The 16,086-nt window shown below is 66.4% G+C and carries 15 protein-coding genes; 11 read left to right on the top strand and 4 right to left on the bottom strand.

From position 1 onward, the window contains the following. Positions 1-106: 106 nt before the first annotated feature. The 4 genes from gyrB to dnaA all read right to left on the bottom strand — a co-directional run bounded on the left by gyrB (position 107) and on the right by dnaA (position 6,314). Entirely contained in the window at positions 107-2,530 is a 2,424-nt protein-coding gene (gyrB, locus tag LRG10_RS07470; RefSeq protein WP_238634246.1) for a DNA topoisomerase (ATP-hydrolyzing) subunit B, read from the bottom strand. 58 nt (positions 2,531-2,588) lie between these two features. Beyond that, positions 2,589-3,638: a DNA replication/repair protein RecF gene (gene recF, locus LRG10_RS07465; RefSeq protein ID WP_238635057.1), complete on the bottom strand. Its 1,050-nt coding sequence runs from the start codon at positions 3,636-3,638 to the stop codon at positions 2,589-2,591. Between the two features lie 5 nt (positions 3,639-3,643). Then, the gene (gene dnaN / locus LRG10_RS07460) at positions 3,644-4,744 is read right to left on the bottom strand and encodes a DNA polymerase III subunit beta (RefSeq protein WP_201170215.1); all 1,101 of its coding nucleotides are present in this window, start codon (positions 4,742-4,744) and stop codon (positions 3,644-3,646) included. A gap of 220 nt (positions 4,745-4,964) precedes the next feature. Continuing rightward, positions 4,965-6,314 (bottom strand): chromosomal replication initiator protein DnaA, encoded by a 1,350-nt coding sequence (gene dnaA, locus LRG10_RS07455; protein WP_201170217.1) that lies wholly within the window; start codon positions 6,312-6,314, stop codon positions 4,965-4,967. Positions 6,315-6,540: 226 nt separating this feature from the next. On the opposite strand from dnaA, the gene rpmH reads away from it, so the two are divergent. From rpmH to atpB, 11 genes are all read left to right on the top strand, one after another. After that, a complete protein-coding gene (gene rpmH / locus LRG10_RS07450) occupies positions 6,541-6,681 on the top strand; it encodes a 50S ribosomal protein L34 (RefSeq protein WP_011814026.1) in 141 nt (46 codons plus the stop codon). A gap of 19 nt (positions 6,682-6,700) precedes the next feature. Next, on the top strand, positions 6,701-7,069 hold the full coding sequence (rnpA, locus tag LRG10_RS07445) for a ribonuclease P protein component (RefSeq protein WP_201170220.1): 369 nt from the start codon (positions 6,701-6,703) through the stop codon (positions 7,067-7,069). Further along, positions 7,054-7,287, top strand: coding sequence for a membrane protein insertion efficiency factor YidD (gene yidD / locus LRG10_RS07440; protein WP_201170223.1), 234 nt, complete (start codon positions 7,054-7,056; stop codon positions 7,285-7,287). Before rnpA ends, yidD begins: the two co-directional genes overlap by 16 nt. A gap of 6 nt (positions 7,288-7,293) precedes the next feature. Then, positions 7,294-8,946 (top strand): membrane protein insertase YidC, encoded by a 1,653-nt coding sequence (yidC, locus tag LRG10_RS07435; protein WP_238635056.1) that lies wholly within the window; start codon positions 7,294-7,296, stop codon positions 8,944-8,946. After that, positions 8,904-10,313 carry a tRNA uridine-5-carboxymethylaminomethyl(34) synthesis GTPase MnmE gene (gene mnmE / locus LRG10_RS07430; RefSeq protein WP_201170229.1) on the top strand — a complete coding sequence of 470 codons (1,410 nt, stop codon included), beginning with the start codon at positions 8,904-8,906 and terminating at the stop codon, positions 10,311-10,313. Before yidC ends, mnmE begins: the two co-directional genes overlap by 43 nt. A 112-nt stretch (positions 10,314-10,425) precedes the next feature. Beyond that, a complete protein-coding gene (gene mnmG / locus LRG10_RS07425) occupies positions 10,426-12,327 on the top strand; it encodes a tRNA uridine-5-carboxymethylaminomethyl(34) synthesis enzyme MnmG (protein WP_201170232.1) in 1,902 nt (633 codons plus the stop codon). Continuing rightward, positions 12,317-12,946, top strand: a complete 630-nt coding sequence (gene rsmG / locus LRG10_RS07420) for a 16S rRNA (guanine(527)-N(7))-methyltransferase RsmG (protein WP_201170234.1) — start codon at positions 12,317-12,319, stop codon at positions 12,944-12,946. The genes mnmG and rsmG overlap by 11 nt, the downstream gene beginning before the upstream one ends. Before the next feature lie 38 nt (positions 12,947-12,984). After that, on the top strand, positions 12,985-13,779 hold the full coding sequence (locus tag LRG10_RS07415; RefSeq protein WP_201170236.1) for a ParA family protein: 795 nt from the start codon (positions 12,985-12,987) through the stop codon (positions 13,777-13,779). A gap of 38 nt (positions 13,780-13,817) precedes the next feature. After that, positions 13,818-14,711: a ParB/RepB/Spo0J family partition protein gene (locus LRG10_RS07410; protein ID WP_201170239.1), complete on the top strand. Its 894-nt coding sequence runs from the start codon at positions 13,818-13,820 to the stop codon at positions 14,709-14,711. 76 nt (positions 14,712-14,787) lie between these two features. Then, on the top strand, positions 14,788-15,210 hold the full coding sequence (locus tag LRG10_RS07405; RefSeq protein ID WP_201170242.1) for an ATP synthase subunit I: 423 nt from the start codon (positions 14,788-14,790) through the stop codon (positions 15,208-15,210). 39 nt (positions 15,211-15,249) lie between these two features. Further along, positions 15,250-16,050 (top strand): F0F1 ATP synthase subunit A, encoded by an 801-nt coding sequence (gene atpB / locus LRG10_RS07400; protein WP_201170245.1) that lies wholly within the window; start codon positions 15,250-15,252, stop codon positions 16,048-16,050. The last annotated feature ends 36 nt before the right edge of the window (positions 16,051-16,086 follow it).

Here is a 16,086-nt window from a genome sequence, read left to right as displayed (position 1 = left end):
CCCCCCCGGGGGGGGCGGGCGCCCCCCCCCCCCCCCCCCCGGGGGGGGGGGCCCCCCCCCCCCCCCCCCCCCCGCCCCGCCGTGGTCGCCGGGGACGACCGCGGTATTAGACGTCGAGGTTGGAGACCGCCAGTGCGTTGCGCTCGATGAAATCGCGCCGCGGCTCCACGTGATCTCCCATCAGCGTGGTGAAGATCTCGTCGGCGGCCACCGCGTCGTCGATGGTCACCCGCAGGAGGCGGCGGGTCTCCGGATTCATGGTGGTCTCCCAGAGCTGATCCGGATTCATCTCGCCCAGACCCTTGTAGCGCTGAATGGTCTGCCCGCGCTTGGCCTCCTCCATGAGCCAATCCACCGCCTCGCGGAGGCTGCCGACCGGTCTCCGCCGCTCGCCACGGAGCACCTCGGCGCCTTCGTGCAGGAGACCGTCGAGCAGCGAGGCGAGGGCCTTCAGCGTCTCGTACTCCGCCGAGAGGAAGAACTGCGGGTTAAAACGGTACTCCTGATCCAGGCCGTGGCGACGCCGGGTAACGACGGCTTCCTGGAAGCCCCCGTCGGGGCCGCGCTGGACCGTCACGCGATAACGCATGCTGGCATCGGTGGCGGCTTCCACCCGCTCGACCAGCTGTTCGAACCACGCCTGCATGGCCGCGGCATCGGTGATGTCGTCCTCGCCGCGCGGGGCCAGGGTGGTCATCTGCTCGAGGATGGCCGGATCCCAGCGCCGTGAGACGTGCTCGATCAGCTCCATCGCCTCATAGTAACGACGGGCCAGCCGACCCAGGGCCTCGCCGGTGATCGGCGGGGCACCACCGCCGGGGTGGAGGGCGGCGCCGTCAAGGGCCAGCTCCAGCAGGTAATCGGTCAGCTCGCGCTCATCCTTGACGTAGTGTTCCTGCTTACCCCGCTTGATCTTGTACAGCGGGGGCTGGGCGATGTAGACGTTGCCGCGTTCGACCAACTCACGCATCTGCCGATAGAAGAAGGTCAGCAGCAGGGTGCGGATGTGCGAGCCGTCCACGTCGGCGTCGGTCATGATGATGATCCGATGGTAGCGCAGCTTATCCGGATCAAAGTCATCACGGCCGATGCCACAGCCGAGCGCGGTGATCAGGGTGCCCACCTCGGCGGAGGAGAGCATCTTGTCAAAACGCGCCTTCTCCACGTTGAGGATCTTGCCCTTGAGCGGCAGGATCGCCTGGGTGCGCCGGTCCCGTCCCTGTTTGGCAGAGCCGCCGGCGGAGTCGCCCTCCACTAGATAGATCTCCGACTTGGCCGGGTCGCGCTCCTGGCAGTCGGCGAGCTTGCCGGGCAGACCGGCGATGTCCAGGGCGTCCTTGCGCCGGGTCATCTCGCGGGCCTTGCGCGCCGCTTCGCGGGCGCGGCTTGCCTGGATGACCCGCTCGGCGATGGCGCGAGCCTCCGGCGGGTGCTCGGCGAGGAAGGTCTGCAGCGACTCCGAGAGCAGGGATTCGACAATCCCCTTCACCTCGGAGGAGACGAGCTTGTCCTTGGTCTGCGAGGAGAACTTGGGATCCGGCGCCTTGACCGAGACCACGGCGGTCAGACCCTCGCGGACATCCTCGCCGCTCGGAGTGGACTTGAGCTTCTTCAGGTAGCCCTCGGCCTCCAGGTAACCGTTCACCGTACGAGTCAACGCCCCGCGGAAGCCGGCCAGGTGGGTGCCGCCGTCGCGCTGCGGGATGTTGTTGGTGAAACAGAAGATATTCTCCTGGTAGGAGTCGTTCCACTGCATCGCCACATCCACGCCGACACCGTCTCGCCAGGCGGTGACGTAGAACACCGTCGGGTGCAGCGGGGTCTTGTTGCGGTTGAGGTGCTCCACGAAGGCGCGGATGCCGCCGGTGTACTCGAAGACGTCCTCTTTCTCGGTCCGCTCGTCCTTGAGGACGATGCGCACCCCGGGATTGAGGAAGGAGAGCTCCCGGAAGCGCTTGGCGAGGATGTCGTAGTTGTACTGGACCTCGGTGAAGACGGCCTCAGAGGGCTTGAAGGTGATGCGCGTACCGGTCTGCTCGGTCTCCCCGACGACCTTGAGCGAGGTGACCGGAGCACCGTCGGCATACTCCTGCACGTGGACCTTGCCATCGCGCTCGATGACCAGCCGCAGGCGCTCGGAGAGGGCGTTCACCACCGAGACACCGACGCCGTGCAGGCCGCCGGAGACCTTGTAGCTGTTGTCATCGAACTTACCCCCGGCGTGCAACACGGTCATGATGACCTGCGCCGCGGGGACGCCCTCCTCAGCATGGGTGTCCACCGGGATGCCGCGACCGTTGTCGGTCACGGTGACGGAATGATCCGCGTGGAGGGTGACGGTGATCTCGGAGCAGTGTCCGGCGAGGGCCTCGTCGATGGAGTTGTCGAGGACCTCGAAGACCATGTGGTGGAGGCCCGTGCCGTCGTCCGTATCGCCGATGTACATGCCCGGGCGCTTGCGGACGGCATCGAGCCCGCGCAGCACCTGAATGCTCTCGGAGTCGTACTGCGGCGTAATCTCCGTGGTCATCGATGATTCAGCCTCTCAAGGGGTGCGTCTGGACCGGGGGTCCGGCCGTAAAACGGCATTATACCATCGCTGACAGGCTGCCTTCGCGTACGTCGTACCAGTGGCCCGGGGGCAGATTGACCGGGAGGGCGTCGCCGTCGATGGCGGTCAGGAAGATCTGGGTCGGCTGATCGGTCACGGTGTGCAGCACCGTGCGCAAGTGCACCGGATCGAGTTCGGCAGGCAGATCATCGATCAGGAGCAGGGGCGCCAGACCCTGGCGTGCCCAGAGCTGAACTTCGGCGACCAGCAATGCGACGACCAGCAGCTTCTGCTGGCCCCGGGAAAGGGCGTCGGCGGCAGGGATGCGCTCGCGGCTGAGTAGCAGGTCGGCCCGGTGCGGGCCGCGGTGGGTGAAACCGGCGGTGCGGTCGCGCTCGAGCTGCTCATCGAGGACATCCTCCCACGGGGCTTCGGCGGCAGCGCCCCGATAGTAGCGCAGCTCCAGGTTCTCCAGGCCGAGCCACTGGCGCGCCAGATCGGCCCACGTCGGGCGGAGGGCTTGGATAAAGCGGTGGCGGGCGGCATCGACGGCCGTCGCGCAGTGGATGAGCACAGGGGTCCAGGCTTGCTCGCTGCGGCGGTCACCAACCCGCAGGGCGGCGTTGCGCTGGCGCAGCGCGTGTTGGTAGCGCTGCGCCAGCGCGCGGTAGCCGGGCTCCAGGTGGAAGGTGCCCCAGTCGAGGAACTGGCGGCGGACCCGGGGTCCATCGAGCAGCAGGCGCTGGTGCTCGGTGTTGATCAGCTGCACCGGTAGGCGGGCTGCCAGCGCCGACCGGGTGCTGGCGTCGGCGCCGTTGAGACGCAGCCGGGTATGGCCGGGGGAGCGGGCCACCCCCAGGCGATCCTGGCCGCGGCCGGCGATGACCCGCGCCTCGTCCGCCCCCCAGCGGATCAACCGATCGCTCTGCCGGGTGCGGAAGGAACGAACCCGCGAGAGGAAGTAGATTGCCTCGAGCAGGCTCGTCTTGCCCGCGCCGTTGGGCCCGGTCACCACGTTGACGTGAGGGTGGGGCCGCAGCTGGGTCTCATCCAGATTGCGGAAGCCGTGGACCTCCAGGCGTTCCATTCAGCTCAGAGCCGCATCGGCATCACGACGTAGCGGGCGTTGTCCAGGCCCTCCCCGCGGATCAAGCCGCTGCTGCTGGCATCGGTCAGGGTGACCTGCACGCGTTCGGTGTCCAGGGCGCCGAGGGCGTCGAGGAGGTAGTTCGCGTTGAAACCGAGCTCCACGGCGTCACCGCCATAGTCGACGCTGACTTCCTCCTCGGCCTCTTCCTGTTCGGGATTGTGCGAACCGATGCGAAGGGTGTCGCCCTCCACCGCAAAGCGGATGCCCCGGTATTTCTCGTTGGAGAGGATGGCGACGCGGGTCAGGGCCTGACGCAGGTATTGGCGGTCGATCAGCACGTGCTTGTCGCCGTCCTGGGGGATCACCCGATTGTAGTCGGGGAAGACACCATCGATGAGCTTGGAGGTGAAGCGCACCGATTGGAGGGTGACGCGAACGTGGTTGGTGCCGAATTCCAGGGTGGCGGATTCATCAGCGTCATCGAGCAGGCGCAAGAGCTCCTGGACACCTTTGCGCGGCACGATGACCTGCCGAGGTTGGGAGACGCTCACCGGGCTGTCGCTCTCGGCCAGGGCGAGGCGGTGACCGTCGGTGGCCACCGCACGCGCGCCGCTGCCGGTGAGCTCGAGGAGCAGACCGTTGAGGTAGTAGCGGACGTCGTGCTGCGCCATGGAGAAATGGGTGCGCTCGATCAGTTTGCGCAGCTCCGTGCGTGGTATATCGACGGACTCGGTTTGGCCGATGGACTCTACCTCGGGGAATTCGTCGGCCGGCAGGGTGGCGAGGGAAAAACGGCTGCTGGCGGCACGAAGCGTAGCGCGATCCTGGTTCGTTTCGATGCTGATCGAGGCACCTTCCGGAAGATTACGGCAGATATCCAGCCATTTCCGCGCAGGAAGAGTAATGACACCCTCGTCTTGGGTGTGAGCCTCGAGGTAGGCGACGAGTTCCACCTCGAGGTCGGTGGCGGTCAGCTGGAGCTGTTCCGGGCGTGCTTCGACCCGGATATTGCCGAGAACGGGCAGGGTCTGGCGGCGCTCGACGACCCCGACGATGGACTGGAGAGCGGCGAGCAGGGGTTCGCGTTGGACCTCGAAGCGCATGTTCGTCCTCGTTGGCTGTAATGACTGCTTAGGAAAAGAGAAAGCTTGTTGTTGTTATTGGCCCCGCGTCAACCTGTGGAAAGCGTTGATAAGGCACTGTCTGGGAAGGAACAAAGAGTTCACAACAAGTACCGGTGCCAGTGGTGTGCCACGTGTGGAAAACCTGGGGAGGAAAATGAGGCGGGAAAGCCTCCACGGGTTTTCCACAGCTTGCCCCCGGTTAAGTGCTCAGGGTTCTCAACAGGTTGTCGTAGTCCTCGGCGAGGCGTGCATCGTCCTCGATCAGCGATTTGATGTTGCGGCAGGCGTGGAGGACGGTGCTGTGGTCGCGACCGCCGAAGGCGTCGCCGATCTCGGGCAGTGAGTGGGAAGTCAGTTCCTTAGCCAGGACCATGGCCATGTGGCGGGGCCGCGTGATGGACCGGCTGCGACGCTTGGAGAGCAGATCGCCGACGCGGATCTTGTAGTAGGCCGCCACGGTCTTCTGGATGTTGTCGATGGTTACTAGCTTGTCCTGGAGCGCGAGGAGGTCGCGCAGGGCTTCCTTGGCGAAGTCGACATCGATGGCGCGGCCGGTGAACTGCGCATTGGCGGTGATGCGGCGCAGGGCGCCCTCGAGCTCGCGGACGTTCGAGCGCAGGCGTTTGGCCACAAAGAAGGCGACTTCATCGGGGAGGTCGACGCCGTCGCGGATGGCCTTGCTTTTGAGAATGGCGACGCGGGTTTCGAGTTCGGGTGGCTCAATGGCCACCGTGAGCCCCCAGCCGAAACGGGACTTCAGACGCTCTTCGAGGCCGTTGACCTCCTTCGGGTAGCGATCGCAGGTCATGATCACCTGCTGCTCACTTTCGAGCAGGGCGTTGAAGGTGTGGAAGAACTCCTCCTGTGAGCGCTCCTTGCCTGCGAAAAACTGGATGTCGTCGATGAGCAGGGCATCCAGGTTGCGATAATGGCGCTTGAACTCGTTGATCGCATTGTGCTGGAGCGCCTTGACCATCTCGGCGACGAAGCGTTCCGAGTGCAGGTAGAGGACGCGGGCCTCGGGGCGGGCCGTGCGGATGGCGTTGCCGACGGCGTGCATCAGGTGGGTCTTGCCGAGACCGACCCCGCCGTAGAGGAAGAGGGGGTTGTAGGCGCCGCCCGGGTTGTCGGCGACCTGCATGCTGGCAGCACGGGCAAGCTGGTTTGACTTGCCCTCGACGAAGGAATCGAAGGTGAAGCCGGGGTTGAGATTGGAGTCGACGGGTCGCTGTCGCGGTTCGGAGCTGCGCTGCGTGGACGCCTGCGCCGTACCGCCGGTGCTGCCCTGGCGCTGTTCCGGCGTGGGCGGGGAGCCGATCTCAAGCTCCACGCGCAGCGCTTCACCGGGTCGGATCTCGGCGAGGAGTTCGCCGATGCGCGCGGAGAAGTTGTCGCGCACCCAATCGAGGACGAAGCGGTTCGGCGCATAGAGGCGCAGGGCGTCGCCCTCGAGCTGCGCCTGCAGGGGTCGAATCCAGGTGTTGAGCTGCTGCTCGGGGATCTCGCGCTCTAGCTGCTGAAGGCACGCGCTCCAGACCGAGTCGTCCATCGTGACGGCTACCTCGTTGTTCCGGTTGGTGGGCCGGGAAGGCCGGGGGTTGTGGACGACACAGTCTAAATGGGGGTCCGGAGGTTATCCACAGGTTTCCCCGGTTTTCCACAGCAACGCGGTGCGTCGCTGTAGCAATTGACAGGCCCTTGATGGCGAAGTAGATTCGCGGCTCACTGGCCGGAGGACGGCCTCCCGATCCCTTTCTATGAACGAGTCGTGAACCATGAAACGCACGTATCAGCCGAGTAATATCAAGCGTAAGCGGACCCACGGGTTCCGCGCCCGCATGGCCACCCGGGGCGGTCGCCTCGTGCTCAAGCGCCGCCGCGCCAAGGGGCGCAAGCGTCTGACCCCGACGGCCTGATCCGGGTCCCTGCTTCCTCTTGTCGGTCGACGAGAGGTTCCCGCGGGCCGCACGGCTGCTCCAGCGTGCGGAGTTCGAGGGAGTGCTCCGAACCCCGGAGTGGCGGGCGTCGAACCGCTACTTCCGCATCAGCGCGCGGCAAAATGGGTGCGGGCGCCCGCGGCTGGGGCTGGCCGTGCCCAAACGGGTACTGCGCCGGGCCACACAACGGCACCGAGTCAAGCGGATCATCCGCGAAAGTTTCCGGGTCCGGCAGGCGGCTCTGCCGGACCGCGATTTTGTGGTTGGGGTGCGCGGTGCCGTCGCCGAGGCGGACAACGCGACCCTTTTCAGCGCGCTGGAGGAACTCTGGGCGCACGCGCGGGGGCGGCCATGCGATGGCTCCTGATCGGGGTGATTCGAACCTATCAGTATGTGGTGAGCCCGTTTCTGGGGCCGCGCTGCCGTTTCCTCCCGACCTGTTCTGAATACGCCGCAGAGGCGATCTCCCGTCACGGTCCGTGGCGCGGAGGTTGGCTGGCGGTGAAGCGTCTGGGCAAATGTCACCCGTGGCATCCGGGCGGGCTCGACCCCGTACCGGAGCGCACCGACCGTACGCGAGAGTAGATCCCCATGGAGAATCAACGCCTCATCCTCCTGATCGCCCTGGCCGGGATCAGCCTGCTGTTGTACTTCGCCTGGGAGCGGGAGCAGATGGAACCCGCGGAAACAGTGGTGGAGGAACAGGAGGTCGAAGTCGACGACGAGGCACCGGATGCACCGTCCCGGGCCGAGGAGCCCGACGCCGGGGACCCGATGGCGGAAGGGGTCGTGGATCCGGACGAGGAGGATGCCAAGTGGGTGCGGGTGAGGACCGATCTGGTTGAGGCGGAGATCAGCACCCGGGGCGGTGACATTCGGCAACTGGATCTGCTCAAGCACCAGAAGGCTTCGGACGACCCGACGCCGTACCGGCTGTTGCGCGATGAGGGTGAACCGTTGTTCGTCGCTCAGGCGGGGCTCGGCGGCGATGGACCTGTACCAGGCCGAGACGCCCGCTACGAGGTGGAGCAGGAGGCGTTCGAGCTCGGCGAGGGTGAGGACACCGTCGAGGTTCCGTTGGTCTGGGAGCAAGACGGCGTCAAGGTGCGCAAGGTCTACACCTTCCGGCGGGACAGCTACCTGGTGGATGTCCGCCACGAGGTCGAGAACAACGCCGAGGCGGACTGGAGCGGGTTCCAGTTCATCCAGCTGCGTCGGCGGCCGGATCCGCCGGGCACCACGCCGTGGTACATCCACAGCTTCACCGGGGGGTCGCTGTATACGCAGGAGGATCGCTTTAGCCGGATCTCCTTCAGCGACATGGAGGACTCGGACCTGTCGCGGGACGTGCGTGACGGGTGGGCGGCCATGCTCCAGCACTACTTCCTCGGGGTGATGATCCCGGAGCGTGGCGAGACGTACCGTTACTACACGCGGGCACTCCCGCAGGAGACGTACCTGCTCGGCATGTCTTCGCCGTGGCTGCAGCTCGAGGCGGGGGAAAGCGGGCAGAAGACGAACCGGCTGTTCATCGGCCCGAAGGAGCAGGACCGGCTTACGGCGGTGGGGTCGGCGCTGGAGGTCGACGACCTGCGTCTGACCGTGGATTACGGGTTCCTGACCATCCTCGCCAACCCGCTGTTCTGGGCGTTGGATCAGATCGAAAACCTGGTCAAGAACTGGGGCGTGGCGATCCTGATCCTGACGCTGTTGATTAAGATCGCCTTCTATAAGCTCTCTGCGATCAGCTATCGCTCGATGGCGAAGATGCGCAAGGTTCAGCCGAAGATGCAACAGATCCGGGAGCGTTACTCGGATGATCGGCAGCAGATGAACCAAGCGCTGATGGAGCTCTACAAGAAGGAGAAGATCAACCCGCTGGGCGGCTGCCTGCCGATCCTGGTGCAGATCCCGGTGTTTATCGCCCTGTACTGGGTCCTGGTCGAGAGTGTCGAGCTGCGGCACGCGCCGTTCATGCTCTGGATCCAGGATCTGTCCAGCCGCGATCCCTACTTCATCCTGCCGTTGCTGATGGGCGCGAGCATGCTGGTGCAGATGAAGCTGAACCCGCCGCCGATGGATCCGATCCAGAAGCGGGTGATGCAGGTGCTGCCCTTCGTGTTCACCGGCTTCTTCATGCTGTTCCCGGCGGGACTGGTACTCTACTGGCTGACCAACAACATCCTGTCGATCGCACAGCAATGGTACATACTGCGTCAGGTGGAGAAATCCGACACAGCGTAGACGACGGCCGGCAGGCCGACACGATCTGTGCGATGGCGACCCCGTCCGGGCAGGGCGGGGTCGCTGTCGTTCGGGTATCCGGTCGGCGGGCACTGGCGGTCGCGGAAGCGGTGGCCGGTCCGCTGCCGGCGGCGCGGGAGGCGGCACTGCGGCGCTTTCGGGATGCGGCCGGGGAAGTGCTCGATCAAGGGCTGGTTCTGGTTTTCAAGGCGCCGGCGTCGTATACCGGGGAGGACGTGGTGGAGCTGCAGGGCCACGGGAGCCCTGCGGCGGTGGGAGCGATCCTCGGGGCGCTCTGCGCGGCGGGAGCGCGTCCGGCTGGGCCCGGGGAGTTCTCGGAGCGCGCCTTCCTCAATGGTCGGCTGGATCTGACGCAGGCCGAGGCGGTGGCGTCTTTGATCGAGGCGGAGACGGACAGCGCTCGTCGGGCGGCGCTGCGCGCTCTTTCCGGCGCTTTCGGGCAGCGGGTGGATCGGCTCGGGGAGCGCATGCTCGAGCTGCGGGCGCATGTGGAAGCCTTCCTGGATTTCCCGGACGACGAGGACGTGCCGGCCGATCCGCCGGAGCTCGGCAGAGAGGTTCGGGGTTTGCTGGGGGAGCTTGAGGAGATTCGGCGGCGTGCATCGGCAGGGGTCCGACTCGGCGATGGAATGCGGGTGGTGCTCATTGGGCCGCCGAACGCGGGGAAATCGAGCTTGCTGAACGGACTGAGCGGGGAGGAGGCGGCGATTGTCTCGGGTCGCGCAGGCACCACGCGGGATGTGGTGCGGCAGCGGGCGGTGATCGGGGCGAGGCGGGCGGAGCTGCTGGATACGGCCGGATTACGGCGTGCCGAGGAGCAGGACGAAATCGAGGCTGAAGGCGCCCGGCGTGCACGGGCGGCTGCAGCGGAGGCGGATCTGCTTTTAGTGGTTGTGGAGGCCGGTGGGGCGCTCGACGGGGAGCTGCGAGAGCGGCTGGAGGCGCAGGCGCCCGGGCCGGCGGTTGTGGTCTGGAACAAGATCGACGAGACCGGGGAGGCACCCGGGTGGGAAGAGGGTGGCGCACTCGGTGGGCACGTGTCGGTGGCGCGGGTCAGTGCGCGGACCGGGGCTGGCATGGAGGCGTTTCGCGACGGTTTGGAGTCGCTGGTGGCCGGCGAGGCTGGGGACGACGCCTGGGCGGCGCGGCAGCGTCATTTGGATGCGCTGGATCGGGCCGCCGGAGAACTCGAAGAGGCGCTGGGGGCAGCGACGCGGGGCGGTGAGGAAGAGCTGGTCGCGGAGGCCTTGCGTCGGGCGCAGAGCTCGCTGGGCGAGATTACAGGCCGCGTCAGCCACGAAGCACTACTGGATCGGATCTTCTCTGGGTTCTGCATCGGCAAGTAGTTCCACGTGGAACACTCCGGTTTTGGGGAGGGGAGCCCAGTCGGGGGGTGTGCACTGTTCCACGTGGAACATCCCCCTTGAGGGTTCTGCCCCGGCGGCCCAAAATCCCCGCATGAACACCAACCGCTACGATGTCATCGTTATAGGCGGCGGCCATGCCGGCACCGAGGCCGCCGCTGCGGCCGCCCGTCTGGGGCGTTCGACCCTGCTGATCACGCACAATCTTGAGACTATTGGTGCGCTCTCCTGCAACCCCGCCATCGGCGGGATCGGTAAGGGGCACCTGGTGCGTGAGATTGATGCCCTTGGCGGCGTCATGGGGCGCCTTGCCGACGCCTCGGCTATCCACGCGCGCGTGCTGAACCAGCGCAAGGGCCCAGCGGTTCGTGCGACCCGCATCCAAGCGGACCGACCGACGTACGCCCGTGCCGCTCGACAGGCACTCGACGTCCTTCCCAGCCTCGCGCTCTTTCAGGATGCTGCCGACGAGCTGCTGATCGAGGGTGATCGCTGTTGCGGCGTACGGACCGAAAGCGGTGCCCGCTTCCATGCCCCAGCAGTGGTCATCACGGCCGGAACCTTCCTGGCCGGACGGATCCACATCGGGGCCTCCCGCCACAGCGCGGGGCGTGCCGGCGATCCGGCGGCCGATCAGTTGGCGGCATCGTTGCGCGATCTCGGTCTGCCGGTTCAGCGGCTGAAGACCGGCACCCCGCCGCGCATCGACCGCCGCAGCGTCGCGGTTGACCGTTTAGACGCCCAACACGGGGACAACCCGCGCCCACTGTTCTCGCCGTTCTGTCCGCCGGAGCGCCCGCTCCCCGAGGCGGCTTGCCTGATCAGCTGGACGACCCCCGAGACCCACCGCATCATCCGTGATGCGCTCGACGAGTCGCCGATGTACAGCGGTGCCATCCAGTCCTCTGGGCCGCGCTACTGTCCGTCCATCGAGGACAAGGTGGTACGTTTCGCCGATCGCGATCACCATCAGGTGTTCCTCGAGCCCGAGGGGCTCCACGCCACTGAGCTCTACCCCAATGGCGTCTCCACCGGGCTCCCATTTGCCGTTCAGGAGGCCCTGATCCGCAGCATGCCGGGCCTCGAGCAGGCACAAATCACCCGCCCCGGCTACGCCATCGAGTACGACTATCTCGACCCCCGCGGACTGACCCCTTGGCTGGAAAGTGCCACCGTCGGCGGGCTCTATCTGGCTGGGCAGATCAATGGCACCACCGGCTACGAGGAGGCCGCCGCCCAGGGACTGATCGCCGGACTCAACGCAGCCCGTGTACCCGCCGGCGAGGATCCTTGGTTCCCGACGCGGGATGAGGCTTATATCGGCGTGCTGATCGACGATCTGGTCACCACCGGCGTCACCGAGCCGTACCGAATGTTCACCAGCCGTGCCGAGCACCGACTGCGTCTGCGTGATGACAACGCCGAGGACCGCTTGACGCAGATCGGCCGCGGCCTGGGCTCGGTCGGAGAGGCGCAGTGGGCCGGCTTCGCGCGCTACCGGGATGCGCTGGAGAGCGAGCGCCAGCGCCTGCAGGCGACGCGTGTTCAGCCGGGGGGGCTCTCCGCTGCGCAGGAGGAGCGTCTGGGCGCACGTCTTCGGCGCGATCAGAGCCTCTACGACCTTCTGCGCCGCCCCGAACTCTCGTACGACGATGTCCGATTCATCGGCGCCCTGGAGACCGACCGGCCAACCGAGCGTGCCGTGCGGCAGCTGGAGATCGAGGCGCGCTACGACGGCTACGTGGAACGGCAGGACCTGGAAAACCAGCGCCACCAGCGCTATTCGAGCGTCCGTATCCCGGACGCCCTGGACTATGGGGCCATCGATGGCCTCTCGACCGAGGTGCGCGAGCGGCTGACCCGTATGCGCCCAACAACGGTGGGGCAGGCCGCACGCCTGCCCGGCGTGACCCCTGCTGCCATCTCGCTGCTGCTCATTCATCTGCGCCGCCGCGGGTGGCTGCGGGCTGTCAGTGAGGATGAAGATGCCGCGTAACCACCTGAATGCGCGCCTTGAGGAGCTCGATATCGACCTCGATGGCCCTGCCCGGCAGCGCCTCGAGGCGTACCTGTCCCTGCTCATGCGCTGGAATCGCGCGTACAATCTCACCGCTGCGCGGGATACCGGGACGCTCATCGATCGCCACCTGCTCGACAGCCTGGTGGTGCGGCACCATCTCCCGCCCGGCGCCCTGGCGGATGTCGGCAGTGGCGCAGGGTTCCCCGGTCTCGCTCTGGCCCTGGTGGAGCCCGAACGGCCGGTCACCCTGATCGACAGCAACGGCAAGAAGACGCGCTTCCTCCGCCAATGCGCCACCGAACTGGGTCTGAGCCACGTCCAGGTCCGTCAGGCGCGCATGGAATCGTTCGACCAGCGCACCTTTGCGGTTGTCACCGCACGTGCCGTTGCCCCACTGGTCAGACTGATCGAGGGAACACGGTGCCTGCTCGCGCCGGGCGGGGCGTTGCTCGCCCTCAAGGGCGAGCGCATCGAGGAAGAGTTGGCCGAGCTTCCCGGCGAAATTGCCGCGGAGCTCGAGGTTCACGAGTTGCCGGCCATCGCCGGTCAGGGGCGCGCCCGACTCGTCATCCGCCGCGCGCCCGTTCAACCCTGACCCCGGCCTGGCCGGGAGCCGAAACGCAGGAGAGTGTCATGGGTCGGATCATCGCAATCACCAATCAGAAGGGCGGCGTCGGCAAGACCACCACCTGCGTCAACCTGGCCGCCTCGCTGGCCGCCAACCGCAAGCGCGTCCTGCTCATCGACCTGGATCCGCAGGGCAACGCCACCGTCGGCTCGGGGCTGGATCGCCGCGCGATTGCCCCGACCGCCTACGAGGTCTTGGCCGAGCAGGCGGCTGTCTCCGAGGCGATCCATGCCATCGAGGGCGCCGGCTTTGACGTCCTGCCCGCGAACGGAGACCTGACCGCCGCCGAGGTCGAGTTGCTGGAGGCGGACCGACGTGAACAGCGACTCAGTCGTCAGCTCCGCGCCGTCACCGAGGACTACGACTACATCCTCATCGACTGTCCGCCCTCGCTGAATATCCTCACCCTAAACGCCCTGGTGGCCGCTCACGGGGTTCTGATCCCGATCCAGTGCGAGTACTTCGCCCTCGAGGGATTGACTGCGCTGCTCGATACCGTCCGCGGAGTCCAGGCCAGCGCCAACCCGAGCCTCGCCATCGACGGGCTGCTGCGTACCATGTATGACGCCCGCAATAACCTGGCCAATCAGGTCGGTGAGCAGCTCGCCGCCCACTTCGAGGCGCAGCTCTATCGCACCATGATCCCGCGCAACGTGCGCCTCGCCGAAGCGCCCAGCCACGGATTACCGGCCCTTGCTTACGATCGCGCCTCGCGCGGCGCCCTGGCGTATATGGCCCTGGCCACCGAGATGGAACGCCGCCACCGCAGCGGCCAGGCGGCCACGGCCGCCTCCGCCTGATCGACTCACCGCACGCAACCCGAGGAGAGAGCAGACGTATGTCGAACAAGAAGCGTGGTCTCGGCCGCGGCCTGGATGCCCTGCTCGGTGCCGAGCCCGGTGCCGTCGCCGCCGGCCAGCCGGTGGATGGCGGCGAGCTTCATGACCTGCCCGTGGATCTGCTGGAGCGTGGCCCCCATCAGCCGCGGCGCCACTTTGACGATCAGGCCCTGCAGGAGCTGGCCGACTCCATCCGCGCCCAGGGCGTCGTCCAGCCGCTGGTGGTTCGCCCCACCGAGGCCGGCCGCTATCAGATCGTCGCAGGTGAGCGCCGCTGGCGGGCCGCTCAACGCGCCGGTATCGACCACGTGCCGGCGCTGGTCCGCGACATCCCCGACGAGGCCGCCATTGCCGTCGGTCTGATCGAGAACCTCCAGCGCGAAGACCTCAACCCGCTGGAGGCCGCCGGTGCCCTGCAGCGGCTGATCCACGAGTTCGGCCTCTCCCATCAGAAGACCGCCGAGGCGGTGGGGCGCTCCCGTACCGCGGTAACGAACCTGCTGCGGCTGCTCGAACTGAATGAGGATGTACAGCGATTGGTCAGCGAAGGCCGCCTCGAAGCCGGGCACGCCAAGGCCCTGGCCGGACTGACGGGCACCGCGCAGAGCGAGGCGGCCGCCCGCGTAGCCCGCGATCAGCTGACCGTGCGCCAGACGGAATCCCTGGTCCGCCGCTACCAGAAGGCCGCCGCGGCGCCCTCGGAGAGCGAACAGGAGCAGGGCGGTGATGCCCGGCGCCTCGACCCGGATGTCGAGCGACTGCGCGATACGCTCGCCGATCGGCTGGGGGCGCCGGTGGACATCCAGCACAGCCGCCGCCAGGGCAAGGGTCGGCTGGTCATCCGTTACAGCAGCCTCGAGGAACTCGATGGCATCCTCGGACGTATCCGTTGAGTAAGGGAGCCTGATTTGACCCCCCTGATGCCGCCGTTTAGACTCCGCCACTTATCGATGCCGTAGGGCGTAAAGCGTGGAAGTGAGCGAAGCCCTCAATCAGGATTACGAGCCACAGGGCATGTGGCGCAGCCGCCGCCCGGCGTTACGGGTGGTTATCGCCGTCCTGCTGACCCAAGCCGGCGTTGGCACCATAGCCACTGGCCTCTGGCTCCTGGACGGTGGTTGGTCGGCCATCGCCGCGGCCTGCGGTGCCGCGATCGCCATCGTCCCCTCGGCCTACTACGCGGCCCACGTCTTTTCCAAGGCGCCGGGGACGGCGCCCCGGCAAGTGCTCAGGGCTTTTTACATCGGAGAAGTCGTGAAGTTGATTCTCACGGCGGTGCTCTTTATTATCGCGCTCCGATGGTTAAGCGGGCACTTTCTGCCGCTGATAACAACGTACGCAGCCGCCCTAGGCACCTACTGGTTCTTCTTCTTGGGGGCCCTCCGTACCTAGCGCATCCGCGCGGTACCAAACCGGGGAGCAACGTTTGCCATGAGCGCCGACAGCGAGTTCGACGCGACGGACTACATCCAGCACCACCTCACCAACCTTCGCCTGGACCTGACCGAGGGTACGATCGACTCCGGGGCCACCGGCTTCTGGACGCTCCATATCGATACCCTGATCATGTCGTTCGGTCTCGGCGCGTTGTTCTGCTACGTCTTCTGGCTGGCCGCCCGCCAGGCCACGCCGGGCGTACCGGGTGGGCTGCAGAACTTCGTCGAAGCCATGATCGAGTTCATCGACAAGACGGTGAAGGAGACCTTCCACGCGAAGAGCAAGGTCATCGCGCCGCTGGCGCTGACCATCTTTTGCTGGGTCTTCCTCTCCAACCTGATGGACCTCGTGCCGATCGACATGGTGCCGAGCATCATGATGGCCGTGGGGGTGGACTACTGGAAGATCCTTCCCAGTGTCGACCTGAATTTCACCTTCGGCCTGTCCCTGAGCGTGCTGGCGCTGATCATCATCTACGGCGTGATGGGCCAGGGTGTCGGTGGCTGGCTCAAGAGCTGGGTCACCCATCCCCTGGGCCCGTGGCTGGCTCCGGCCAACCTGATCCTCAACGTCGTGGAGTTCATCGCCAAGCCGGTGTCGCTCTCCCTGCGACTGTTCGGCAACCTCTACGCCGCAGAGCTGGTCTTCATCCTGATCTCTCTGCTCCCGTGGTGGATCCAGTGGGCGCTCGGCACGCCCTGGGCGATCTTCCACATCCTGGTCGTGCCGCTGCAGGCCTTCATCTTCATGATGCTCACCGTGGTCTATCTGGCCATGGCGTATGAAGAACATTAAACTGCCCCACTTTCGATACTGAGAATCCGGGAGGAA

Source organism: Halorhodospira sp. 9628, from assembly GCF_022228075.1.
GTDB classification, from domain to species: Bacteria; Pseudomonadota; Gammaproteobacteria; order Nitrococcales; family Halorhodospiraceae; genus Halorhodospira; species Halorhodospira halophila_A.
The sequence above is the reverse complement of the archived record's forward strand: the minus strand, read 5'-3'. Positions and strand labels throughout refer to the sequence as shown.

What these genes read in the sequence shown, in the direction of transcription:
- gyrB (WP_238634246.1), bottom strand. Translation starts at nt 2,530, where the DNA reads ATGACCACGGAGATTACGCCGCAGTACGACTCCGAGAGCATTCAGGTG.
- LRG10_RS07415 (WP_201170236.1), top strand. Translation starts at nt 12,985, where the DNA reads ATGGGTCGGATCATCGCAATCACCAATCAGAAGGGCGGCGTCGGCAAG.
- mnmG (WP_201170232.1), top strand. Translation starts at nt 10,426, where the DNA reads ATGAACACCAACCGCTACGATGTCATCGTTATAGGCGGCGGCCATGCC.
- dnaA (WP_201170217.1), bottom strand. Translation starts at nt 6,314, where the DNA reads ATGGACGACTCGGTCTGGAGCGCGTGCCTTCAGCAGCTAGAGCGCGAG.
- rsmG (WP_201170234.1), top strand. Translation starts at nt 12,317, where the DNA reads ATGCCGCGTAACCACCTGAATGCGCGCCTTGAGGAGCTCGATATCGAC.
- mnmE (WP_201170229.1), top strand. Translation starts at nt 8,904, where the DNA reads ATGGTACATACTGCGTCAGGTGGAGAAATCCGACACAGCGTAGACGAC.
- dnaN (WP_201170215.1), bottom strand. Translation starts at nt 4,744, where the DNA reads ATGCGCTTCGAGGTCCAACGCGAACCCCTGCTCGCCGCTCTCCAGTCC.
- rpmH (WP_011814026.1), top strand. Translation starts at nt 6,541, where the DNA reads ATGAAACGCACGTATCAGCCGAGTAATATCAAGCGTAAGCGGACCCAC.
- recF (WP_238635057.1), bottom strand. Translation starts at nt 3,638, where the DNA reads ATGGAACGCCTGGAGGTCCACGGCTTCCGCAATCTGGATGAGACCCAG.
- yidD (WP_201170223.1), top strand. Translation starts at nt 7,054, where the DNA reads ATGCGATGGCTCCTGATCGGGGTGATTCGAACCTATCAGTATGTGGTG.
- LRG10_RS07410 (WP_201170239.1), top strand. Translation starts at nt 13,818, where the DNA reads ATGTCGAACAAGAAGCGTGGTCTCGGCCGCGGCCTGGATGCCCTGCTC.
- atpB (WP_201170245.1), top strand. Translation starts at nt 15,250, where the DNA reads ATGAGCGCCGACAGCGAGTTCGACGCGACGGACTACATCCAGCACCAC.
- yidC (WP_238635056.1), top strand. Translation starts at nt 7,294, where the DNA reads ATGGAGAATCAACGCCTCATCCTCCTGATCGCCCTGGCCGGGATCAGC.